Source organism: Mesorhizobium sp. P2_B5 (assembly GCF_056404775.1).
In genome coordinates, this window is sequence record NZ_JBFUDJ010000002.1 from 1,202,840 (window position 1) to 1,225,857 (window position 23,018).

Consider the following 23,018-nt stretch of genomic DNA (forward strand, 5'->3'; position numbering starts at 1 on the left):
CGTCTTTCAATCCCCGGATGCCCCACATATATTCGCCGCTGTTCGCAGCCAGCGACCGGAAGCCGAAGCGGGAGGCCCCTATGGCGACATTGCAGAATTTTGATGCCGAAATTGCCAAGACCAGGCAGGTTGTGCAGGACATGCGCACCAAGATCGAGCAGTCCGGCACCGTGCTTGATACTTTGGCCACCGCTGACAAAAAGATCGGCGACGCCAATTTCGACATCGAGAATGCCCGCATCGAGGATGTGCTGAAACAGCAGAAGGTGATGGAAGGCAACATCGCCGACCTGATCATCGGGCTGGAAGACGCCACCAACGTCTTCGGCGCCGAATTCGAGAGCATGAAGAACTACACCGGCTGGGAAAGCTTCGTCGGCGTCTTCTCGGCGCAACGCAAGCAGCGCATGCGCACCGACCGTGTTCGCAACATGTCGCTGGCCGGCAATCTGCAGGAGCTTCTGGTCAAATCCGACACCATCGTCGGCATCCTGAAGGCGCAGAAAGAGGTCCTCGACCAGCGCTACAAAACCTCCGAAAACAGCCTGTCGCAGGTGATCGAGCGCCGCAAGGTGACAATGACCAACCTCGAAGCGGTGCAGAAACGCATCGAGGAGGTCAACCCGCTGCTGCTCGACATCGAGAACAAGATCGCTGCCTCGACCAGCCAGAAGGAGCGCACGCAGCTTGAGGGCGAGCGCTCGAAACTGGCCACCGAATACAATGAAAAGCAAGCCAAGGAGCAGGAATTGCTGGCCGAGAGCCAGACGCTGGAACGCTACACCTCGATGTTCCAGACCTTCGTCGATTCGCTCAACAACCAGATTGCGGCGCAGTCGACGCTGATCAACAAGCTGACCATCGATACCGAACAGCGCATCGTGCTTTACAAGGCCCTGGAAGATTCGCTGAAGACTGCCGCGCAGCAGGACGTCGCCCACAAGATCAACACGCTGGGCAGCCAGGTCGACAACACCGCAGAAGAGACGATGGCCGGCATTGGCGCCGCCTCGCAAAAGCACATTGGCGATCTCCTCGAAATGCACGAGAAGAACATGGTCGCCAGCGCCGACATCCAGCGCCGCAAGAAGCTTGCCGACGATGCCTTCGCCCGCCGTTTCGACGACGTGATGAAGAAGCACAATTCGGCCAACTACGTGCAGTCGTAAGGAGCGGCTGCACGCGAGCACACCCGGCATGACTCCCGAAAACGAAGCGGCGGCGCGCTATTTTTCCGCCATCACGGCCGCACTCAGTGGCCTTGAAGTGTTCATGCGCGACGACCGCTCGCCGCTTTACCGGCACGGTATCGTTGCCAAGATCGTCGCCGAATACATTGCCCGGCTGGACAAATCGTTCTCCTGCTGGCGCAACCGTCTCGGCTTCATGGACACGTTCCGCATTTCGCGCGCCGACAGCGGCTATCCCGTCTTCCAGAACCTGCTCGAGCTGGAAAACGACCGCCGCCAGGCCGACGCGCGGCTGGCCAACATCCCGCTTGCCGGCGAGTTGCGCGAGGAAATGGCCGACTTCATTCTGCGCCACAAGGAGTTCCCCGAGGCGCTGCAGAAGTCGATGGCCGAGCGGCTCTATCTCGAAGACGTCAAGAGCGAGCAGACCTTCGGCCCGTTCTCACTGGCGCAGACGGCCAAGGTCTCGGTCAATCCAAAGACCTTCCGGCCCTATTACCTCGTCCACTGGGCGACATTCGACGGCAGCGCCAACCTGCCGCTGGTCTACATGGTGACGGTGGAGGATTCCTCCGAAGCCATGATCCGCCAGCTTGTCGACAGTAACGGCAAGCTCAACGAACAGGTCGACATCCCGCTGCCCGTCGATGGCCTGCTCAACCCCGAGCTTGCCCATCGCTTCGACGACTTCACCGAAAAGAATTCCGCCTACACGCTGTCGCCGGCGACGATTGCGGTCAATCTCGACAAGGATTTCGAGCCACTGCACCCCAAACAGTTGCGCCGCGTCGTGCTTGGCCCCTTTTATTCCGCAGGGATTACCGACAACAATTCGACGGTGACCGAGGTGCTGGCCAAGGTGCGCAAGCCCGAAAATGCCTGGCTGCTCACCTGGACCATCCAGGAGGTCTATTCCAAGGGCGAGAGACCCGGCCGCAAGGGCCTGTTTTCCAGCGAGAAGACGACGCAGGAATTCTTCATCAACACCGACGATCTCGAAGCCGCGCGCCAGGGCGTGTCGAGCTACGAGAACCACGCGCTGATCCCGCATGAAGCCTACCAGGCTCTCTACGCCGCCGGCGAGGCGCAGAAGATCTTTTCCGGCTACAAGGTTCACATCCTGTCCAACGGGCAGGTCATCTCAGACGTCTGACCGTCACACCACGGAGCATCCTTCATGGACACCGGCCTGACTACCATCCCGGAAGCCGCGATCGAAAAGCACCGCGCCACGGCGCAGAGCTTCATCACCCGCGTCGTCGTGCTGGAAGACCCTTCGCGCGAATCCGGTACCGCGCTTGCGGGCACCAATCGCCGCTTCGTCTCGACCGTTTCCGTCGGTTCGGTGCGGCGCACGCGGGAGGTCGAACTGACCAAAACCGTCGCTGCCATCCACCCCGACGACCAGCTGATGAGCATCCCGCAGCACACGCTGTTGTTTCGCGCCCGGCGCGGCCTGGCGATTTCGCTCGCCATTTCCGATGTCTTCGCCGAGGGCTCCGATCTTGAAAGCCTGCAGGCCAAGAACACACGCGCGCCGCTGGAAGGCGACGAAGCCGCCACCTTCAAGAAGCTTCTGTCAGCCTCGGCTTACGTTTCAGCCTTCAGTCTTGCCTCCTATCTGTTCCAGCTGATCGACAGCGACGGCGAGGCGCCCAACGATATCCCCGAGCCGGACTTCCTGTTCGACACGCCGCAGGATGCGGTGAAGTCGATTGTCGCCGGTCTCGACAAGGCGATTGCCGGCTCCAAGGACGATGGCGATTTGACCACCCGGGCGCGCGCCTTCGCCCGCGTCGCCATTGACGGGCTCTTGGCCCGCAAAGGCCGCTTCGATGGGATCGGCCCGTTCGAGGACGCTCATATCCGCATCGACGCTGACGATTTCACCCTGGACGGCTTCGACGTCGCGCCGGGCAAGCGCTCCAAGCCGCTGGTGATGACTTTCAAGAAGCCGGAAGAGGTCGTCGGCAACCACATCGCCAAATACCAGTCGGTCAAGCTCGCCAAGATGCTGATGGCCTATGATTTCGAGCGCGAGCTGAATCCGTTCGTCGAACTCGGCGGCTTCCTCTTCACCTTCATCGGCGACGGTGCGCCGGGCACCGGCAAGACGACGCTGATCCAGATGATCGCGGGCCTGGTCAACGGCTATTGCCAGGTCGCCGGCTATCCCTTCGCCTATGAGAATTTCGGCGTCGACCAGATTTCGTCCTACCAGGGCAAGTCAGGCCAGAACTGCCGCCAATTCATAAACAATGTCTTGAACCCGCGCGTCATCGGTTTCGGCACCGTCGACGACATCGACCAGGTGGCGGCGCGGCGCTCCGACGACCGCGCCTCGGCCGGCCAGCAGGAAATCACCGGCGTCTTGATGGATGCCTTTGCCGGTGCCGGCACGGTGGTGCGTGGCAATTGCTCGTTCGGCATGTTTTCCAACTATCCCGAAAATGTCGACGACGCCCTGCGCCAGCGCGCCGGCGCCCGCTGGCTGGTCGACGGCCCGCAGAGCCGCGACGACTATATCGACATCTTCGTTTTGCTTGCCGGCAAGAACCACAAGATCCCGCTCGGCGACCACAAGCTCTATGCCGCGCAGGAAATCCAGCGTGCTGTGACCGAGGCCTATGAGGAGCATGAGAAGCCGCAGGAAGATGGGCTGATGAAGGTCTATGAGCGCTACATGAAGGAGAATGGCGCGCCGAAATCGATGGCCGACATCGGCACCTATCTGCACCTGATCAAGGACGCCGAGCCGCGCTTCACCGGCCGCGCCATCAAGAACGTCACCGACGCCATCAAGATGCGCGCCATGGACATTGAGCTTCCCGACGAGTGGTTCGAGAAGCCGGAAGCCTTCATGCACAAGGGCTATGACGAGAAGAAAGCCATGATCGAGGAACTGCGCGGACCGTTCTCGATGGACATGGTCATGCAGGAGATCAACCGCTACGCCGATTCCGAGTTCCGCTATTCCGACAAGTCGGACGATGCGGCGGTCGAGAAGCTGCTCCGCGATGCGCGGCTGCGCGAACGTGCAGCGCGCGAGATGGAGGAGATGAAGAAGAAGGGGCTGTGGAATGCGTGAGCTTCCTTCGCAGCCCGCGGGTGCCGAAAGGCTTGGCGCTAACGCTGACGCCCCCCTCTCCCCGTCCTTCACGGGGAGAGGGTAAGGGTGAGGGGCAGCGCATGCGTGGACCAGAGATCGCGACAACGAAACGGGCAAGACGTCTGCGTCAATCGGACAACGACGCCGAAGGTGCTCTTTGATGGAGTTGCGAGACCGCAGACTGAACGGCCACAAATTCGTGCGACAGTTTCCGATAGGCAGCTACTTTGCTGATTTTGCCAGCAGAGAATGCCAACTGGTTGTCGAAGTGGATGGGAGTCAACACGCCGGGAACAACTACGATCAGGCCCGTGATCAATTCATGGTTTCAAATGATTGGTCTGTGCTCCGCTTTTGGAACGTCGACGTATTGAAAGAACGCGACGCGGTGCTTGAGACCATACTGGCAGCTATCGAACAGCGCCTCGATCGCCACATCCAGACGAATGATCTTCGATTTATTGCCGCCAAAGGCTATGGGGAGACATGTCCTTGACCGTTAGCGCTGCCCCTCACCCTTACCCTCTCCCCGTGAAGAACGGGGAGAGGGGGGCGTCAACGTTGGCGCTTCGCCATAACAGGCAACGCCCCTCGGAACGTTCTGCATGACCCCCGCCAAAAAACCCGACCTGCTGCGCGACAACGAGCTGATCTACGGCCGCCTGCTCGCCGTCGATGAGTCGCACCTCATCCAGCGCTACAACAAGGCGCTTGTTGCCTTCGGGTTGAAGCCGACCACACTAAAGAGTTTCCAGATCGACCGCACCGGCTTCTCGCCCGAGGTGGCCGAGGAATGCGGCGACTACGATTATCTCGATCCCAATGAGGTCAACCGCCGCTTCATCATCCTGACGCCGTCGCAGATCGACCTGCCGGTGGTGCACACCGCCTTCTCCAACACCTCGCAGCTGATGTTCGAGTTCATGTCCAAGAACCAGCGCGCCATCGATGCGCTGACCATCAAGGACGTCATCTACGGCGAGATCGAGGATTCCGTCCCCGTGGTCAACGACATCGAGGATCTGCTGTCGATCAGCCAGGTCGAGTTCAAGGTGCTGTCGGCCGAGGACGTGCTGGGCAAGGCCGCCGAGCTCGGCAAGCTTGTCGACCGGTTGAAGCAGGAGCCGGACGCCTGGCGCGATAGCGCCACGCTCAACCGCATGGTGGAGCTGGCCAAGGTCTGCGGCGATATCCGCGAAAATGCGCTGGTGCCCGACCAGGTGATCTTCCGCCACAACGCCTACTGGACCAGCCATTTCGGCGGGCTCTACGTTTTCGTCGACCCTGACATGACCACCGTCATCGGCGACCCGGCCGCACCCGGCTTCCGCCGGTCGCGGCCCTGGCAGGTCAGCTACCTCTCAATCAACGATGCCGACAAGGTGTTCAAATTCCTGGCCAGCACCGGCCGCATCGAACTGCCGCGGGCGTCATGGGTCGAAAGCTCGGGCTACCTCGAGCATCGCGCCGAGATGGTTGTGCGCTCGCTGATCCGTGACACCGAACCGAACCGCAATTTGACCGATGTCGACAAGGTCTGGCTGCAGACCTGGATCCACGGCCATGCTGATCTCATCACCAGCGACGGCAATTTTCCCTTCCTCAACGCCGCCAAGCGCGAAATCGCCCAGCTCGGCCATCTCAAGATCGAGGATGTCGCGCCGCGCCAGCGCTTCCTGGTCGTGCGCGGCAAGCCCGATCATCCCGATGCCTGGCTGACCAACCAGCTGATCTCGGATTTCGTACCGCAGGACTTCGTCTCGCGCTACGTCTTCAACAAGCCCGGCTTCTACAAGGACTATGACGGCTACAGCGACGCCTGGCGATCGCATGTTGTGGACGTTCTGAAAACCACATATTTGAAGGACAAGGTGGCGTTTCGAACGCGCCTCTACGGCCTGACTGACTGAGAGGTGACATCGCCATGCTCGATCCGATTGTGAACTTCTTCACCCGGATTTTCCAATGGATCGGCCGCGGCATCGGCCTGGTCATCGGTGCGATCCTGTGGCCGTTCCTGTGGGCCGGGCGCTGGTATACGCAGCGCGGCTGGATCCTGAAGGCGGTGGTCGGCCTGGCTTTGCTGGTGTTGATCGGCCTCTACGCCAACTTCTTCTATGCCACCCAGTGGTGGAACAAGTTCGACCCCAACTACGTCGACAAATACACCTTCGAGAACCGCAACATTTCCGCCGGCGAACAGGTCGCGGCCGGCGCCGGCACCGAGACCGCCAAGACCTGTGGCAATTCGGGCATCGCCCAGGTCGCGGCCGACCTCACCGATTTCAACGTCAACCAGAATGCCTGGGTCTCGTCGATGATCCTCTACAAGCTCGGCCTGTTCGGCGTCGACTGGGATCACACGCCGTTTATGGACAACAAGGCCTCGTTCCAGCGCGGCATCAACCAGGCGGTGCGGCGCACCGCCACCGAGCTTGCCGACAATCTCGGCCGCGTGCGTACGACATCGCAGATCGACGCCGATCTGCAGGATGCGCGCGGCAATCTGCAGTTCGATGAGGAAACCTGGTATTTCGGCCTGAACCCGTTCGGACCGAAGACGCCGACGCCGAGCTATTATCGCGATGCCGTCAACAAGCTGCGCTCCTTCAACGCCCGCCTGGCCACCTGCCAGGCGACGTTCGACGCCCGTGCCGACAATCTGAAGCAGTATATAGACCGCATCTCCTCCGACATCGGCTCGACCTCGGCAATCCTCAAGGAGCGTGCCGAAAACCACAACAATGGCTGGTTCGACTTCCGCGCCGACGACCGCTTCTGGTTCGCCTATGGCCAGCTCTATGCCTATTACGGCCTGATGAAGGGCGCCCAGGCCGACTTCGAGGATGTGATCAAGGAAAAGCATCTCGGCAATCTGTGGGACACGATGGATTCGCAATTCGTCTCGGCGCTGCGCATCCAGCCCTTCATCATCGCCAATGGCCGCGAGGACGGCTGGATCATGCCGACGCACCTCACGACGATGGGCTTCTACGTCCTTCGCGTGCGTTCCAACATGGTCGAGATCAGTAACGTTCTGACCCAGTAGCCCTTATCGCAACGCAAGCAGCGATGGCGAATTTGCGCCGTCGCCTCTGTCGCATTCCGTGCATTGAGCGGCTGTTTTGAGACGGCGGAACGACGCGTCCTCTGGCTTCTATACGGCGCGGCAACGGAGCCAGGAAGAACCGACGGCAGGTCGGCCCGGCCGCGGAGACACTTTCTTCACAGGAAACATAGTTGCATGCAAGTTGACGCCGCGGCAGCGACAGGGTTAGAACATGCCCGCGCCCGGATCCAACATGCCTGCGAGTGAGATCAAACCCGTCCCCTCCACCGTTCAATCCGAAGGAAAGCCGTCATGGCCGAAGTGAAGTCCGACATCGAGATCGCGCGCGGCGCCAAGAAAAAGCAGATCCAGGAGATCGGCAAGAAGATCGGGATCCCGACCGAGCACCTTTTGCCCTACGGCCACGACAAGGCGAAAATCTCGGCAGAGTTCATAAAGTCGGTAAAGGGCAACAAGGACGGCAGGCTGATTCTGGTCACCGCCATCAACCCGACGCCGGCCGGCGAAGGCAAAACGACCACCACGGTCGGCCTCGGCGATGGATTGAACCGCATTGGCAAGAAGGCGATCGTCTGCATTCGCGAGGCGTCGCTCGGCCCGAATTTCGGCGTCAAGGGCGGTGCGGCCGGCGGCGGCTATGCGCAGGTCGTGCCGATGGAGGACATGAACCTCCACTTCACCGGCGACTTCCACGCCATCACCACGGCGCACAATCTGCTCTCGGCGCTGATCGACAACCACATCTACTGGGGCAACGAGCTCGGCATTGACACCCGCCGCGTCGTCTGGCGTCGCGTCATGGACATGAACGACCGGGCGCTGCGCGAGATGATCTGTTCGCTCGGCGGCGTCGCCAACGGCTTTCCGCGCGAAGGCGGCTTCGACATCACCGTCGCCTCGGAAGTCATGGCGATCCTGTGCCTGTCCACCGACCTCAAGGACCTGGAAAAGCGTCTCGGCGACATCATAGTCGCCTACCGCCGCGACAAGACGCCGGTCTACGCCCGCGACCTCAAGGCCGACGGCGCCATGGCGGTGCTCTTGAAGGACGCCATGCAGCCCAACCTGGTGCAGACGCTGGAAAACAACCCGGCCTTCGTCCATGGCGGCCCGTTCGCCAACATCGCGCATGGCTGCAACTCGGTCGTCGCCACCACAACCGCGCTGAAGCTTGCCGACTATGTCGTCACCGAAGCCGGCTTCGGCGCCGACCTCGGTGCGGAAAAGTTCTTCGACATCAAGTGCCGCAAGGCAGGCCTGAAGCCGGCCGCGGCCGTCATCGTCGCCACCGTGCGCGCCATGAAGATGAATGGCGGCGTCAAGAAGGAAGACCTCGGCAAGGAAAACATCGAGGCAGTCAAGAAGGGCTGCCTCAATCTCGGCCGCCACATCGAGAATGTGAAGCAGTTCGGCGTGCCTGCGATCGTGGCGATCAACCATTTCACCACCGATACCGAGGTGGAAATCCAGGCGATGAAGGATTTCGTCGCCTCGCTCGGCGCCGAGGCGATCCTGTGCAAGCATTGGGCCAATGGCTCTGCCGGCATTGAGGAGCTGGCGCGCAAGGTCGTCGAGATCGCCGAATCCGGCGCCTCGCAGTTCGCGCCGCTCTATCCCGACGCCATGCCGCTGTTCGAGAAGATCAACACCATCGTCCAGCGCATCTATCGCGGCGACGAGGCGATCGCCGACAAGTCGGTGCGCGACCAGCTGCATGCCTGGGAGCAGGCCGGCTACGGCCACCTGCCGGTCTGCATGGCCAAGACCCAATATTCCTTCTCGACCGACCCGAACCTGCGCGGCGCGCCGACCGGCCACACCGTGCCGGTGCGCGAGGTCAGGCTGTCGGCGGGCGCCGGCTTCGTCGTCGTCATCTGCGGCGAGGTCATGACCATGCCGGGCCTGCCCAAGGCGCCGTCTTCGGAGAAGATCTTCCTCAACGAAGCCGGCCAGATCGAAGGCCTGTTCTGAGATCTTGTAGTCTCGACACTAAAAGGCGCCGCAGCGATGCGGCGCCTTTTTTGTTTCCAGAGGCTACGCCGCGTTGCGCGCCAGTGGTTGGAGGCGTAGATCGTGTCGCGCTTGGGCAGGACGCCGGTCTTCAGGCCATCGATCCATTCGGCGGTGTCGAGCACGGCCGCGAAGCGCGACTGCAGGATGACCATCACCACCCGGTGGATCTCCTCGGCCGAGGCGTAACCGGCGCTGTTGGCGTAAGGCAGCGAGCCGGTGGCGTCGGACAGGAACTCGACCGCAAAGCCGACATGCACGGCGTGGATGATGGTCGACAGATCGCAATTATGCGTCATGTAGCCGACCACCGTGATCGTATCGATGGCGTTGGTGCGCAGCCACGGCTCAAGGTCGGTGCCGGCAAATGCGCTGGGCAGCGACTTTTCGACATAGTGGTCGCGGTTGCGCCTGGCGATCTCGGAATGCAATTCGCCGCCATGGCTGCCCTTGGCGAAGATTGGCGACGTCTCCGGCGCCATCTGCTTGACGACCACCACCTTCACGCCGGCGGCAGCGGCAGCGTCCATGGCGCGCGCCACATTGACGACGCTGTCGTGGAACGGCGGATGCTGGATGGCGAGATTGCCGCCGTCATAGTCATTCTGGACATCGATGACGATGAGTGCGCGGCGCGGTGTGGTGTTGGCGGACATGGTGTTTTCCTTTCGGGCTTGACTGGGACGGGCCGAAAATAGGCGGATCGCCCGGCTGCCAAAAGTGGCCCGATTGACATCATTCGAAAGAATTGGGACAATCCGATCTCACTTGCCGGAAACGCCCATGACTGATCCAATCATTGCCGTTCTCGCCTTTGACGGCATCAGCCCCTTCCACCTCTCCGTACCGTGCGTGGTGTTTGGCACCGACCGCACCAAACTCGGCCTGCCGCGTTTCGACTTTCGCGTCTGCGCGCTCGACAATGGGCCAATCCACACCGATGCCGGGCTGACGATCGCGGTGCCGCATAGGCTCTCCGCGTTCGACGATGCCGACATCGTCATCATTCCGAGCTGGAAAGATCTCGACGCCCCGCTTCCCACCCCGCTCCTCGAAGCGCTTGCGCGCGCGAACCGACGCGGCGCACTGATCGTTGGCCTCTGTCTCGGCACCTTCGCCATCGCCGCCGCCGGGCTGCTTGCCGGCCGACGGGCGGCCACGCATTGGTCCTCCACCGATCGGCTGCAGGCGCTGCATCCCGACATCGAAGTCGACGCCGACGTGCTCTATGTCGACGATGGCGACATCGTCACCTCGGCCGGTGTCGCCGCCGGCCTCGATTGCTGCCTGCACATAGTGCGCGCCCGCTATGGTGCGGAGGTAGCGCTGCGGCTGGCCAGGCACATCGTACTGTCGCCGCACCGGCAGGGTGGGCAGGCCCAGTTCATCGAGCGCCCGCTGGCAAAAACCCCGACCGCCGATCGGTTCACCCAGGCGCTCGACACCGTGCGGGCAACGCTGGGGCAAACGCACAGCCTCGACCGCGTCGCTGAGGCCGCCGGCCTGACCCGGCGCACCTTCACCCGCCGTTTCCAGAAATCGATGGGCACCAGCTTTGGCGAGTGGCTGGCCGGCCAGCGCATCGAACTGGCGCAACGGCTGCTAGAGGCGACCGAGAAATCGATGGACATGGTGGCTTTCGAGGCCGGCTTCGGCAGCGCCACCTCGCTGCGCCAGCATTTTGCCGCACGACTGCGGACCTCGCCGGCGCAGTACCGGCGCGAATTCTCCAGGCGAACCGGCGAGCAGGCGATGTCCGCCCTGTCTCATTGATCATCGGCGGACGCGTATTCAGCCGCGTTTGACCGCCCGCGCCGGGTTTCCGACCACGGTGGTGTTGTCAGGCACATCGCGCGTCACCACCGCGCCGGCGCCGACAATGGCGCCATCGCCGATGCTGATGCCGCCGAGGATGATGGCGCTGCCGCCGATCCAGGCGTCATTGCCAATGGTGACCGGCCTGGCGATCTCCAGCCCCGCCTGCCGCCCCGATGCCTCCTTGTGGTGCTCGGCGCAGTAGATCTGCACATTGGGCCCAAGCAGTGTCCGGTTGCCGATACGCACCGGCGCGGTATCGAGGATGGTGCAGCCGGCATTGAGAAACGCGCCTGCGCCGAGATGGGTATTGAAACCGTAGGCGCAATGGAACGGCACCTCGATGCGGGCGCCCTCGCCAGCATTGCCAAGAAGCGCCAACAAGGCTGGACTGATATTGCCGCGCTGCCGGGGCGGCAGTGAATTGTGCTCGAACACAGCATCGCGCGCGATCACCCGCAGCGCTTCCAACTCGTCGTCGATGCAGGTGTACCACTCGCCTGCAATCATCTTCGTGCGTTCGCTTGCGGACATGGCCACGCCTCCAATCTGATCTCCTGCCAAAGCACAATCCTCCGCCTGGGAAAACCCCGCTGTCCAAATGCCCGGCCTATGCTAGCTTGCCGCGCGGACCGTCCGAGGTTCTGCGTTGAGGGGATCAACCATGCTCTATCTGCTTGCACTTCTGATCGGCATCATCGCCGGTCTTCGCGCCATGACAGCACCGGCCGCAGTCGCCTGGGGTGCTTATCTCGGCTGGCTGCCGCTTGCCGGCACCTGGGCAAGCTTCATGGGCCATTGGGCCGCCGTCGGCATCTTCACCATCCTCGCCATCGTCGAACTCGTCACCGACCAACTGCCCTCGACGCCGAGCCGCAAAGTGCCGCAGCAGTTCGGCGCCCGCATCATCATGGGCGCCTTTACCGGCGCGGTGATCGGCGCCACCGCCGGTTCCACCATAGGCGGCCTGATCGCCGGCGCCATCGGCTCCGTTATCGGCACCTATGGTGGCGCCGAAGCGCGCGGCCGGCTGGCGGCCGCCTTCGGCAAGGACTTGCCTGCCGCTCTCATCGAGGACGCGGTGGCCATCATCGGCGGCCTGCTGATCGTGGCGGCCGTGGCATGACGGCAAAGACTTTCGACGCCATCATCATTGGCGCCGGCCAGGCCGGCACACCGCTCGCCGGCAGGCTGAACGCAGCCGGCATGAACGTGGCGCTGATCGAGCGCAAGCTGGTCGGCGGCACCTGCGTCAACACCGGTTGCATCCCGACCAAGACTATGGTCGCCAGCGCCTATGCCGCCCATCTGGCGCGGCGCGCCGCCGATTATGGCGTGACGCTCAGTGGCCCTGTCGGCGTCGACTATAAGGCGATCAAGGCGCGCAAGGACAAGGTTTCGGGCGCCTCCCGCACCGGGCTGGAAACCTGGATCGCCGGCATGGACAAATGCACGCTCTATCGCGGGCATGCGCGCTTCGAATCCGCCAACACGGTGCGCGTCGGCAACCACCTGCTGACCGCCGAAAAGATCTTCCTCAACACCGGAGGCCGCGCCTCGGTGCCGGATCTGCCCGGCATCCACGACATCGACTACCTCACCAATTCCTCTATGATGGATCTCGAAATTTTGCCGCGTCACCTCGTCGTCGTCGGTGGCAGCTACATCTCGCTCGAATTCGCGCAGATGTTCCGCCGCTTCGGTAGCGAAGTCACCGTCATCGAGAAGAGCCCACGCCTGGCCGGCCGCGAGGACGAGGACGTGTCGGCGGCGATCCTGTCGATCCTCGAAAACGAGGGCATAGCGGTCCATGTCGGCGCCGACGACATCGGCTTCGCCAAACAGGGCAACGACATCGCCGTGACCTTCTCATCCGGCAAACCGCCGGCAGTCGGCTCGCACGTGCTTCTGGCGCTCGGCCGCACTCCCAACACCGACGACCTCGGTCTCGACAAGGCCGGCGTCTCGGTCGATCTGCGCGGCTTCGTCACCGTCGACGACCAACTGCGCACCAGCGTGCCCGGCATCTGGGCGATGGGCGATTGCAACGGCAAGGGCGCCTTCACACACACCTCCTACAACGACTATGAGATCGTTGCCGCCAATCTTCTCGATAACGATCCGCGCAAGGTCAGCGACCGCATCGAGGCCTATGCGCTCTACATCGATCCGCCGCTCGGCCGCTGCGGCATGACCGAGGTCGCGGTGAAAAAATCCGGCCGCAAGGCGCTGGTCGGCCAGCGGCCGATGACCCGTGTCGGCCGCGCCGTTGAAAAGGGCGAGACGCAAGGCTTTATGAAGATCCTGGTCGATGCCGAGACCAGGGAGATCCTCGGCTGCTCGGTGCTCGGCCCCGGCGGCGACGAAGCCGTGCACTGTGTGCTCGACCTGATGTACGCCAAGGCGCCGGTCGACACGCTGGCGCGCGCCATGCACATTCATCCTACCGTCTCGGAGCTGTTGCCAACCATCGCCCAGGAGCTGAAGCCGCTCGCCTGAGATAACTCGGCGTCAAGCTCTCGACTTTCTGCATTGGTGCATTGCAGCAATGTGCATTGCGCATGGCTAGGTTTGTCGTTCAGTCTGAAATTGAACCGATTCAGTCTGGACTTTCCATGCCTTTGCCGATCCTTGCGCTTGCCATTGCATCCTTCTGCATCGGCACCACGGAATTCGTCATCATGGGCTTGCTGCCGGAGGTCGCCGCCGATCTCGGCGTGTCGATCCCCTCGGCTGGCCTGCTGGTCACCGGCTATGCGCTGGGCGTCGTCTTCGGCGCGCCGATCGTCGCCATGGCCACCGCGCATCTGCCGCGCAAGCCTGTGCTGGTCGCGCTGACGGCGCTGTTCGTCGTCGGCAATCTGCTCTGCGCCATCGCACCCAATTACTGGCTGTTGATGGCTGCGCGCGTCTTCACTGCGTTCGGCCACGGCGCCTTCTTCGGCATCGGTTCGGTAGTGGCCGCGAGCCTGGTGCCGCGCAACAAGCGCGCAAGCGCCATGGCGATGATGTTCGCGGGGCTGACGCTCTCCAACATTCTGGGCGTTCCCGCCGGCACTGCGCTTGGCGAAGCGTTCGGCTGGCGTTCCACCTTCTTTGCCGTTGTCGGTATTGGCCTCATCTCGGTTGCAGCCATCGCCTGGCTGGTGCCCTCCAACGTCGCAGAACCGAGCGGCGGCGGCCTGCGCGGCGAACTGCGCGTGTTGGGCAGACTGCAGGTCTGGCTCGCCATGCTGATTGCCTCGCTGGCCTCGGCCAGCCTGTTTGCGGTCTTCACCTACATCAAGCCCTACCTCACCGAGGTCTCCGGCCTATCCACCTCGGCAGTCACCTGGGTGCTGCTGCTGTTCGGCGCAGGCATGACCATAGGCAACATCATCGGCGGCAAGCTGGCCGACTGGAAGCTGATGCCGACGGTGATCGGCACGCTCCTTTTGATGGCGCTGCTGTTTGTCGGCTTCATGCAGTTCGGCGCCATTGCCAGCGTCGCCATCGGCGTCGTCTTCCTGTGGGGCCTGCTGATCTTCGTCGTCGTGCCGCCGCTGCAGATCCGCGTCGTCGAGGCGGCCTCCGAAGGGCCGAACCTTGCCGCCACGCTCAACCAGGGCGCCTTCAATGTCGGCAATGCCAGCGGCGCCTGGATCGGCGGCGTCGCCTTGTCCGCCGGCGTTTCCTACGCCCATCTGCCGCTGGTCGGCGCGGTGCTGGCGCTACTGGCCGTTACCGCGGCCGTTGTCTCACAGGCGCTAGAACGCTCAGCCCCTGTGGCGACCGTTCCGGCGGCCGCAGAATAATCCCATTGCGCCCATGGCGGCGTGAACTGGACCAATCGACAGCCCTCCGGCAAACGTGCATGTGTTCTGCCTCTTTTCCTGGAGGCATCCCATGCAGAAATCGATCGAACGCATTGCCGGCGACAGCGAAGGCGTTTTCTACGAATTTCCGGTGTTCCGCTTCGCCGGCGCCGACAAGGCCGCACCCTCGGCCTATCTGCAGGCGGCCCTTCATGCCGGCGAATTGCCGGGCGTCGTCGCCATCGACGCGTTGATGCCGGCACTGAACAAGGCCGAGGCCGAAGGCCGCATCAAGGGCAACATCACTGTCGTGCCCTGGGCCAACCCGATTGGCCGCGCGCAATATCATTTTGGCGAGCACCAGGGCCGCTTCCATCTCGGCACCCGCAACAATTTCAACCGTGGCTTTCCACTGCTCGCCGCGCCCGACACCTCGCTGTTGCCGGACACCACGCTCGGCAACGCCGACCAGCAATTGAAGACGCGGCTGCTGCAGCTTTCGATCGGCCACGACATCGTGCTCGACCTGCATTGCGACGATGAGGGGCTGGCCTATCTCTACGTCCACACCAGCCTGTGGCCGGCAATGGCCGATTGCGCCGCCGCCATGGCTGTCGACGCCGTGGTGCTGTGGAGCGAGGACAGCGACGGCACCTTCGAGGGCGCCACGATCATGCCCTATCAGAACGTCCCCGCCGGCGTGGCGAAGTTCGAGCGGCGCGTCGCCACCACGGTTGAATATCGCGGTATGCTCGATGTCGACGGCGCGCTGGCCGCATCCGATGCCGAAGGTCTCTACCGGCTGCTGGCAGCGCGCGGCGTTATCGCCGATCCTGCCCTGCCCGCGCCAGACAAGTTCGCCGGCTTCGTCGCACCGCTGGAAAACATCGACATGATGCCGGCGCCCCGGGCCGGCGCCATCCTCTACGACGTCAAGCCCGGCGACCGCGTCGCCAAGGGCGCACGCCTCGCCACCATCGTCCACACGCCCGGCGAGACCGGCGGCCGCACCGAAGTGCTGGCGCCGCAGGACGGCGCCATCCTGACCCGCCGCTCGCGCCGCATCATCCGCGCCGGCGAGGATCTCTTGAAACTGGTCGGCGACAAGAAGAGCGTCGACGCCAGGTCGGGGACACTGGAGGACTGACCTAGCCTGAAATAGCCAACCGCGCCTTGGCCTCCAGCCATTCGGCCATTTGCCGGTAAGGCACAGGCCCGTGGCTGACACGCGCGACGCCGAGCTCTGCCAGCCGCTGGCGTGGCGGCACATGCGCCAGCGCGATGATGTTGACCGGCAGCGCGGTCGCCTTGCATAGCGCCTCGATCAACCCCTCATCGCCAAGGCCCGGCGCAAAGAAGCCGCTCGCGCCGGCCTTTTCATAAGCCTTCGCCCGCTCGATCGCCTGGTCGAGCAGCGCCTTGTCATGCGCATCCGGCTTGGCCTTGAGGAAGATGTCGCTGCGGGCGTTGATGTAGGCGGGAATGCCGGAAGCCTTCACCGCCGTCGCTGCCGCCTCGATCCGCTTCACCTGCACGGCGATGTCGTGCAGGCCAGCGCCACCGACGATCTGGTCCTCGAAATTGAAGCCGATGGCGCCGGCCTGCAGCGCCAGCGTCACTGTATGGGCTACGACCTCCGGCTCGATGCCGTAACCGCCCTCGAGATCCATGGTCACCGGCAGATCGACCGCCGCCACGATGCGCTTGATGTTGTCGAGCGCCAGCTCCAGCGGGATTTTCTCACCATCGGCATAGCCGAAGGCGGCCGCGACCGGCCAGCTTCCTGTGGCAATCGCCTTGGCGCCCGCCTTCTCGACAATCTTGGCCGAGCCAGGGTCCCAGGCATTGTAGAGGACGATCGGGTTTCCCTTGACGTGGAGGGAATGGAACGTGCGTGCGCGCTCGATCTGGTCGGTCATTCAGGTCTTTCCCGTCTTTCTCGATGTTGGATGGACAGTCTAGGCAGCACCGCTGGCCCTGGCGATGTGCCATGAGCCCCGGAAGCGGCAGCCACGAACAGGCTTTTCAAACCTGTTGCGCATCCGGCTTTTCGCCGCTATGGATTTCGGCCATGAACATGCGTTCGATCAAGACCATTTGGTGGTGGGCTCGCTGACAGCGGCCTGTTCGAACGCGTGCGCGTGAAAATAGAAGGTGGCCGCAACGGAATGTCCGGGCGGCCATTTGTTTTTTCAAAGCCAGTCCCGGGTCCGTTGCCCAACAAGCCAGATGGAGACGGCAATGACGACGATGAAGGTTCTGGAAAACGGCGCGGAACGCTTCGTGACCGCGGGTGGCGTCACCATTACCCGCGAGCGCCACGACAAGCCCTATGCCGGCGCGATCGACTCCTATGTCGACGGGCTGAATTCGCGCCGCGGGGCCGTGTTTTCCTCGAACTACGAATATCCCGGCCGCTACACGCGCTGGGATACGGCCATCATCGACCCGCCGCTGGTGATTTCCGCGCGTGGCCGCGCCATGCGCATCGAGGCACTGAACGGCCGTGGCGAGGTGCTGTTGCCGGTGATCGGCAAGGCGCTTGCCGGCTTGAGCGAAGTCACGGTCACCGAAACCTCGAAGAAGCTGATCCGCCTCGATGTCGCCAAACCCGGCCGGGTCTTCACTGAGGAAGAGCGCAGCCGCGTCCCTTCCGTCTTTACCGTGCTGCGCGCCATCACCGCGCTGTTCAAGACCGACGAAGACGCCAATCTCGGCCTCTACGGCGCCTTCGGCTACGACCTCGCCTTCCAGTTCGATCCGGTCGACTACAAGCTCGAGCGCAAGCAGAGCCAGCGCGACCTGGTCCTGTTCCTGCCCGACGAAATCCTGGTCGTCGACCATTACTCGACCAAGGCCTGGACCGACCGCTACGACTATTCCGGCGACGGTTTTTCGACTGAAGGCCTGCCGCGCGACGAAATCGCCGAGCCGTTCAAGACCGCTGACCGCATCCCGCCGCGCGGCGATCATGAGCCCGGCGAATATGCCAATCTGGTGCGCAAGGCGATGGATAGCTTCAAGCGCGGCGATTTGTTCGAGGTGGTGCCCGGGCAGATGTTCTACGAACGCTGCGAGACGCAGCCGTCCGAGATTTCGCGCAAGCTGAAGTCGATCAATCCCTCGCCCTATTCCTTCTTCATAAACCTCGGCGAAAACGAGTATCTGATCGGCGCCTCGCCGGAAATGTTCGTGCGCGTCAATGGCCGCCGGGTCGAGACCTGCCCGATCTCCGGCACCATCAAGCGCGGCGACGACGCCATTTCCGATAGCGAGCAGATCCTGAAGCTGCTCAACTCCAAGAAGGATGAATCCGAGCTGACCATGTGCTCGGACGTCGACCGCAACGACAAGTCCAGGGTCTGCGATCCGGGCTCCGTGCGCGTCATCGGCCGCCGCCAGATCGAGATGTATTCGCGCCTGATCCACACAGTGGATCACATTGAAGGGCGCCTGCGCGAAGGCATGGATGCCTTCGACGCCTTCCTGTCGCACGCCTGGGCGGTTACCGTCACCGGCGCGCCGAAACTCTGGGCCATGCGCTTCATCGAGCAGAATGAGAAGAGCCCGCGCGCCTGGTATGGCGGTGCCGTCGGCATGGTCAATTTCAACGGTGACATGAACACCGGCCTCACGCTGCGCACCATTCGCATCAAGGATGGCATCGCCGAGGTGCGCGCCGGCGCCACGCTGCTCTTCGACAGCATCCCCGAGGAAGAAGAAGCCGAAACCGAACTGAAGGCATCCGCCATGCTCTCCGCCATCCGCGACGCCAAATTAGGCAATGCCGCCGGCGCCGAACGCACCACCGCGCGCGTCGGCGACGGCGTCAACATCCTGCTCGTCGACCACGAGGACTCCTTCGTCCACACGCTGGCCAACTACTTCCGCCAGACCGGCGCCAATGTCTCGACCGTGCGCACGCCAGTGCCGGAGGAGGTGTTCGAGCGGCTGAAGCCCGACCTCGTCGTGCTGTCGCCGGGACCCGGCACGCCGAAGGATTTCGACTGCGCCGCGACCATCAAGAAGGCCAGGGCTCGCGACCTGCCGATCTTCGGCGTCTGCCTTGGCCTGCAGGCGCTGGCCGAGGCCTATGGCGGCGAGCTCAGGCAGTTGCATGTGCCGATGCACGGCAAGCCGTCGCGCATTCGTGTCTCCAAGCCCGGCATCATCTTCTCCGGCTTGCCCAAGGAAGTCACCGTCGGCCGCTACCACTCGATCTTTGCCGATCCGGTACGGCTGCCCGACGGCTTCGTTGTCACCGCCGAGACAGAGGACGGTGTCATCATGGCCTTCGAGCACCGCAAGGAGCCCATCGCCGCCGTACAGTTCCATCCGGAATCGATCATGACGCTCGGCCACAATGCCGGCATGCGCATCATCGAGAACATCGTTGCGCATCTGCCGCGCAAGGCCAAGGAAAAGGCGGCCTGACCGGTATGGCCGCAGCGGACAGCGTGACGGCGATCGCGGCAAAGGAGGCGGCCAAGCAAAGGGTCGCCGCCCTCGCCTTCTGGTCGATCGTCGTCGCGTGCGTCGTGCTCGCGCTCAAGCTTGCCGCCTGGTACATCACCGGCTCCGTCGCGCTCTATTCGGATGCGCTGGAATCGATCGTCAACGTCATCGCCTCGGCCGCTGCCTACTGGGCGATCCGGGTCAGCTACAAGCCGGCCGACCAGGACCATCCGTTCGGCCACCATAAGGCCGAGTATTTCTCGGCCGTGCTGGAAGGCGTGCTGATCGTGCTGGCAGCACTTTTGATCCTCAGCGAGGTCTGGCGCTCCTGGCAGGCGCCGACGCCGCTTGAACAGCCTTGGGAAGGTCTCGCGATCAATGGCGTCGCCACCGTCATCAACGCTTTCTGGGCCTGGACGCTGATCCGCGCCGGCCGCAGCGCAAAATCACCGGCGCTGGTTGCCGACGGCCGCCACATCATGACCGATGTGGTGACTTCCGTCGGCGTCTTCGGCGGTCTCGTCGGCGCAATCCTGACCGGCTGGCAAATCCTCGATCCGGCGCTTGCCGTCATCGTGGCGCTCAACATCCTGTGGCAGGGCTGGCATGTCATCGGCTCGTCGATGAACGGGCTGATGGACCGCGCCGTCGACACCAGCGAACACATGCATATCCGCGACATCATCTCGGCCAATTGCAAGGGCGCGCTGGAGGTTCACGACCTCAAGACCCGCATAGCCGGCCGCGCTACCTTCATCGAGTTCCACCTGGTCGTCGACGCCGACATGACCGTCGGCGCCAGCCACGTTATCTGCGACCGCATCGAGGATGCGCTGAAAGCCGAAATTCCGTCTGTGCGCGTCACCATCCATGTCGAGCCCGATGATGAAGCGAAGCTGCCGAAAGGCACGACGGCGGTGCCGTTCGCCTGATGGCGTTGGAGATTGGCTGAGCCATCTCAACTTCGTCATCCTAGGGCGAAGCAAGGAGCGAAGCGACGCGGCGCAGACCCTAGGATGACGAAGCGCGGGGTCTCAAGGAGCGCAAGCAGACTGCGTCATCGCTTCCAGCCGATAAACCTTGTCATCGGAGGCGGTCTTGCCATCCGCCGCCTCCGAGCAGAGATCAACGATCGCCAGGCTGCTGTTCGGGTTGGCGAGCATCATGGTGCCGTTGGCGCCGCGCTTGAGGTAGATTTCCTTTTGGCTGATGTCGCACGAAGAATTGCTCATCTTCGAACTGGCCGCGCAGCGCCACTGGTCCGCTTCGCCCTGGCAGGAATAGGTCTGCGTGACCTTGGCCCCGTTCTTCCTGGTGGTCACCGAAACGGCGATGTCGGCGCCGTCGGGCCAGTTGGAGACATCGCCGCCTGAGGCGAAGGAGGCAAGCTCGACCGGCCCGCGGAAGACGCGGATCGACTGCGTCACCTGGTCGGGATGAGAGCTCAGGTGCGCGGCATCGTAATCGCGCCCGAAACAGAAAGGCTGGTCCGGCTTCAGCCGCTCGCGCAACGGCGCACCCAGCGCCGGATCGATCGGATCGATCTTGGCGAATTCGGCCTTGCAGGTCGCTGCCGGCATCGGGTCGAGGCGGAAATTATCGTCCTCTGAGCCCAGCGCCTGCCGGTCATATTCAGCCTCGCCCAGTTCGTCTTCCGATCCGGCGTCGAGATAGAGATCGGACGAAACATCGGTGAGGATCAGGCGGCCTTTGTCATCGAGTTTCAGCGAAGCCATGGTGCGGTCGCAGTCCATGCCGCAGCGGATCGGGCCCGACTTGCCGTCCTCAGACTCGTGATTGCACCAGCCGCCGGCCCATTGCGGCGTCTTGGCGCCACGCACCGTGGTGGTGAGAAAGCCATTGTAGGAGGTGTCCGCATTCGCCATCGGCTCCTCGTTCGGATGGCTCACCGGATCATGGCCATAGAGGAAGAAAATCCGCGCCACCTTCTGCTTCGGATGCGCCTTGAGATGGGCTGCGTCATAGACACGGCCGAAACAGGCATCGGCGCCACTCGCACTGAGTTCGGGCAATTTAAGCGCATCGTCGGCCCCGGCCGAACCCGCAAGTGCGCCGAGCAGCATGGCGCCAGATCCGGCGACGGCGAAATTCTTCCACTTCCTGAATGCCATTGGACCCCTCCTCGCATCGACAGGACGTAACGTCAATTTATGCTAGTATCATGGCCGCAGCCACGCAATTTGCGATGAGCACCAAGCCGAGGAGGATGCCATGCGCCGACGCGACATTTTCCGTGCCAGCCTTGCCGGCGCCGCCGGCCTGTTCGGCCTGAACCGGGCGGCCGCCGCCGAGGACAGACCGAAGGTCGCCTATCATCTCAGCGACCTCGACAAGGTCAATTTTGTGCTCGGCAACATCAAGAACCACTATGAAGGCACCGGCGGCAATGTCGACATCGTGCTGGTCGTGCATGGTCCCGCCCTTGCCGGTTTCAAGTCGAAAGGCATATCGGCGGCGATTTCGGGACGCTTTGCCGGCCTCGTCCAGCAGGGTCTTGAGCCGCATGCCTGCGGCAACACCATGAAAGGCATGGAGATCAGCCTTGCCGATTTGCTCGAAGGCTTCCACGCCGCCGACAAGGGCGGCGTCGTCAAGCTCGCCGAACTGCAGCGCCAAGGTTACGCTTATCTCAGACCCTAGCCAGGGCTTGAACAGGAGGGCTGCGAGCGCCTACGAAGGACGGGAGGAAATTCCCGGAGAACCGACGTGCCAGCAACCCCCACCCTCGTCATCCCCGATCTTGCCGGCAAAGCGGTGCTGGTCACCGGCGCCTCGACCGGCATAGGCGCTGCCCTTGCGCTGGCATATGCCGCGCAAAGAAGCCGCGTCGCGCTGCACTTCAATTCGAGCCGCGAGGCGGCCGAGAAACTGGCCAAGACCATCCGCGATGGCGGCGGCGAGGTGTTTCTCACCCAAGGCGACTTTTCGATTGCCGCCGATGTCGAGCGTGTCGTCGAGGAGAGCGCCGAGCATTTCGGCCGGCTCGACGGGCTGGTCAACAATGCCGGCGGTATGCTTGGCCGCGTGCCTTATGCCGAGCAGACCGAGGCGCATTACGACGCGGTGATGGACCTCAACGCCCGCTCGGTGCTGACCGCCTCACGCAAGGCGATGCCATGGCTGAAGAAGCAGGGCGGCTTCATCGTCAACACCTCGTCGATCGCCGCGCGCAATGGCGCTGGCGGCGGCGCCGGGCTCTACGGCTCGGCCAAGGCCTTCGTCTCCAACGTCACCCGCGGCATGGCCAAGGAGCTGATTGGCTTCGGCATCCGCGTCAACGCAGTGGCGCCCGGCACGATCCTGACGCCATTCCACGAGCGCTATTCCACCGACGAACAGATCAAGGGCATGGTTACCACCATTCCTCAGGGACGCGCCGGCACGGCCGAAGACTGCGTCGGCGCCTATCTCTTCCTCTCGTCCGATCTCCTGAGTGGCTACATCACCGGCCAGGTGATCGAGGTGAACGGTGGCCAGTTGATGCCTTGAGCCGGCAATTGCATACTGCGTCTCGCAACCATGCCTGCCATGCGAGCGTTGCTGAGGTTTGAAGG

Annotated in this window: 18 protein-coding genes and 2 pseudogenes; 16 read left to right on the forward strand and 4 right to left on the reverse strand. The window is 63.1% G+C overall.

What is annotated here, in order from left to right; all coding sequences use genetic code 11:
• Positions 1 to 80: 80 nt before the first annotated feature.
• The 7 genes and pseudogenes from AC1D1N_RS12310 to AC1D1N_RS12340 all read left to right on the forward strand — a co-directional run bounded on the left by AC1D1N_RS12310 (position 81) and on the right by AC1D1N_RS12340 (position 9,340).
• Positions 81 to 1,169: a hypothetical protein gene (locus AC1D1N_RS12310; RefSeq protein ID WP_112561187.1), complete on the forward strand. Its 1,089-nt coding sequence runs from the start codon at positions 81 to 83 to the stop codon at positions 1,167 to 1,169.
• Positions 1,170 to 1,197: 28 nt separating this feature from the next.
• A complete protein-coding gene (locus AC1D1N_RS12315) occupies positions 1,198 to 2,343 on the forward strand; it encodes a hypothetical protein (RefSeq protein WP_436261098.1) in 1,146 nt (381 codons plus the stop codon).
• 24 nt (positions 2,344 to 2,367) lie between these two features.
• On the forward strand, positions 2,368 to 4,278 hold the full coding sequence (locus tag AC1D1N_RS12320; RefSeq protein ID WP_477348752.1) for an AAA family ATPase: 1,911 nt from the start codon (positions 2,368 to 2,370) through the stop codon (positions 4,276 to 4,278).
• Between the two features lie 101 nt (positions 4,279 to 4,379).
• A pseudogene (locus tag AC1D1N_RS12325) lies at positions 4,380 to 4,795 on the forward strand (endonuclease domain-containing protein).
• A 109-nt stretch (positions 4,796 to 4,904) separates the two neighbouring features.
• Positions 4,905 to 6,209 (forward strand): DUF6638 family protein, encoded by a 1,305-nt coding sequence (locus AC1D1N_RS12330; protein WP_477348754.1) that lies wholly within the window; start codon positions 4,905 to 4,907, stop codon positions 6,207 to 6,209.
• A gap of 14 nt (positions 6,210 to 6,223) precedes the next feature.
• Entirely contained in the window at positions 6,224 to 7,348 is a 1,125-nt protein-coding gene (locus AC1D1N_RS12335; RefSeq protein ID WP_112561125.1) for a DUF2333 family protein, read from the forward strand.
• 312 nt (positions 7,349 to 7,660) lie between these two features.
• The gene (locus AC1D1N_RS12340; RefSeq protein WP_112561126.1) at positions 7,661 to 9,340 is read left to right on the forward strand and encodes a formate--tetrahydrofolate ligase; all 1,680 of its coding nucleotides are present in this window, start codon (positions 7,661 to 7,663) and stop codon (positions 9,338 to 9,340) included.
• A 158-nt stretch (positions 9,341 to 9,498) separates the two neighbouring features.
• On the opposite strand, the pseudogene AC1D1N_RS12345 reads toward AC1D1N_RS12340, so the two are convergent.
• Positions 9,499 to 10,035 (reverse strand): annotated as a pseudogene (locus AC1D1N_RS12345) (isochorismatase family protein); the annotation flags it as partial.
• 127 nt (positions 10,036 to 10,162) lie between these two features.
• On the opposite strand from AC1D1N_RS12345, the gene AC1D1N_RS12350 reads away from it, so the two are divergent.
• Positions 10,163 to 11,152: a helix-turn-helix domain-containing protein gene (locus tag AC1D1N_RS12350; RefSeq protein WP_436261103.1), complete on the forward strand. Its 990-nt coding sequence runs from the start codon at positions 10,163 to 10,165 to the stop codon at positions 11,150 to 11,152.
• 18 nt (positions 11,153 to 11,170) lie between these two features.
• Here AC1D1N_RS12350 and AC1D1N_RS12355 read toward each other — a convergent pair whose 3' ends face one another.
• Positions 11,171 to 11,728, reverse strand: a complete 558-nt coding sequence (locus tag AC1D1N_RS12355; RefSeq protein ID WP_477348756.1) for a sugar O-acetyltransferase — start codon at positions 11,726 to 11,728, stop codon at positions 11,171 to 11,173.
• A 130-nt stretch (positions 11,729 to 11,858) separates the two neighbouring features.
• Between AC1D1N_RS12355 and AC1D1N_RS12360 the strand changes: the two genes are divergently transcribed.
• The 4 genes from AC1D1N_RS12360 to AC1D1N_RS12375 all read left to right on the forward strand — a co-directional run bounded on the left by AC1D1N_RS12360 (position 11,859) and on the right by AC1D1N_RS12375 (position 16,135).
• The gene (locus AC1D1N_RS12360) at positions 11,859 to 12,320 is read left to right on the forward strand and encodes a DUF4126 domain-containing protein (protein ID WP_477348758.1); all 462 of its coding nucleotides are present in this window, start codon (positions 11,859 to 11,861) and stop codon (positions 12,318 to 12,320) included.
• Positions 12,317 to 13,693 (forward strand): FAD-containing oxidoreductase, encoded by a 1,377-nt coding sequence (locus AC1D1N_RS12365; protein ID WP_477348760.1) that lies wholly within the window; start codon positions 12,317 to 12,319, stop codon positions 13,691 to 13,693. The genes AC1D1N_RS12360 and AC1D1N_RS12365 overlap by 4 nt, the downstream gene beginning before the upstream one ends.
• Before the next feature lie 116 nt (positions 13,694 to 13,809).
• Positions 13,810 to 14,988 carry an MFS transporter gene (locus tag AC1D1N_RS12370; protein ID WP_477348762.1) on the forward strand — a complete coding sequence of 393 codons (1,179 nt, stop codon included), beginning with the start codon at positions 13,810 to 13,812 and terminating at the stop codon, positions 14,986 to 14,988.
• A gap of 91 nt (positions 14,989 to 15,079) precedes the next feature.
• Positions 15,080 to 16,135: a M14 family metallopeptidase gene (locus AC1D1N_RS12375; RefSeq protein ID WP_477348764.1), complete on the forward strand. Its 1,056-nt coding sequence runs from the start codon at positions 15,080 to 15,082 to the stop codon at positions 16,133 to 16,135.
• A gap of 1 nt (position 16,136) precedes the next feature.
• Here the strand turns inward: AC1D1N_RS12375 and AC1D1N_RS12380 are convergent, their stop codons facing one another.
• Positions 16,137 to 16,907 carry an isocitrate lyase/PEP mutase family protein gene (locus AC1D1N_RS12380; RefSeq protein WP_436261109.1) on the reverse strand — a complete coding sequence of 257 codons (771 nt, stop codon included), beginning with the start codon at positions 16,905 to 16,907 and terminating at the stop codon, positions 16,137 to 16,139.
• A 310-nt stretch (positions 16,908 to 17,217) separates the two neighbouring features.
• Between AC1D1N_RS12380 and AC1D1N_RS12385 the strand changes: the two genes are divergently transcribed.
• Together AC1D1N_RS12385 and AC1D1N_RS12390 are read left to right on the forward strand one after the other, a co-directional pair.
• A complete protein-coding gene (locus tag AC1D1N_RS12385; RefSeq protein WP_436261110.1) occupies positions 17,218 to 19,422 on the forward strand; it encodes an anthranilate synthase in 2,205 nt (734 codons plus the stop codon).
• A 5-nt stretch (positions 19,423 to 19,427) separates the two neighbouring features.
• Entirely contained in the window at positions 19,428 to 20,375 is a 948-nt protein-coding gene (locus AC1D1N_RS12390; protein ID WP_477348767.1) for a cation diffusion facilitator family transporter, read from the forward strand.
• 102 nt (positions 20,376 to 20,477) lie between these two features.
• Here AC1D1N_RS12390 and AC1D1N_RS12395 read toward each other — a convergent pair whose 3' ends face one another.
• Complete coding sequence (locus AC1D1N_RS12395) at positions 20,478 to 21,575, reverse strand: hypothetical protein (protein WP_477348769.1); 1,098 nt, start codon at positions 21,573 to 21,575, stop codon at positions 20,478 to 20,480.
• Positions 21,576 to 21,675: 100 nt separating this feature from the next.
• On the opposite strand from AC1D1N_RS12395, the gene AC1D1N_RS12400 reads away from it, so the two are divergent.
• Positions 21,676 to 22,104: a DsrE family protein gene (locus AC1D1N_RS12400; RefSeq protein ID WP_477348771.1), complete on the forward strand. Its 429-nt coding sequence runs from the start codon at positions 21,676 to 21,678 to the stop codon at positions 22,102 to 22,104.
• Between the two features lie 66 nt (positions 22,105 to 22,170).
• Positions 22,171 to 22,953 carry an SDR family NAD(P)-dependent oxidoreductase gene (locus AC1D1N_RS12405; RefSeq protein ID WP_477348773.1) on the forward strand — a complete coding sequence of 261 codons (783 nt, stop codon included), beginning with the start codon at positions 22,171 to 22,173 and terminating at the stop codon, positions 22,951 to 22,953.
• Positions 22,954 to 23,018 lie beyond the last annotated feature (65 nt).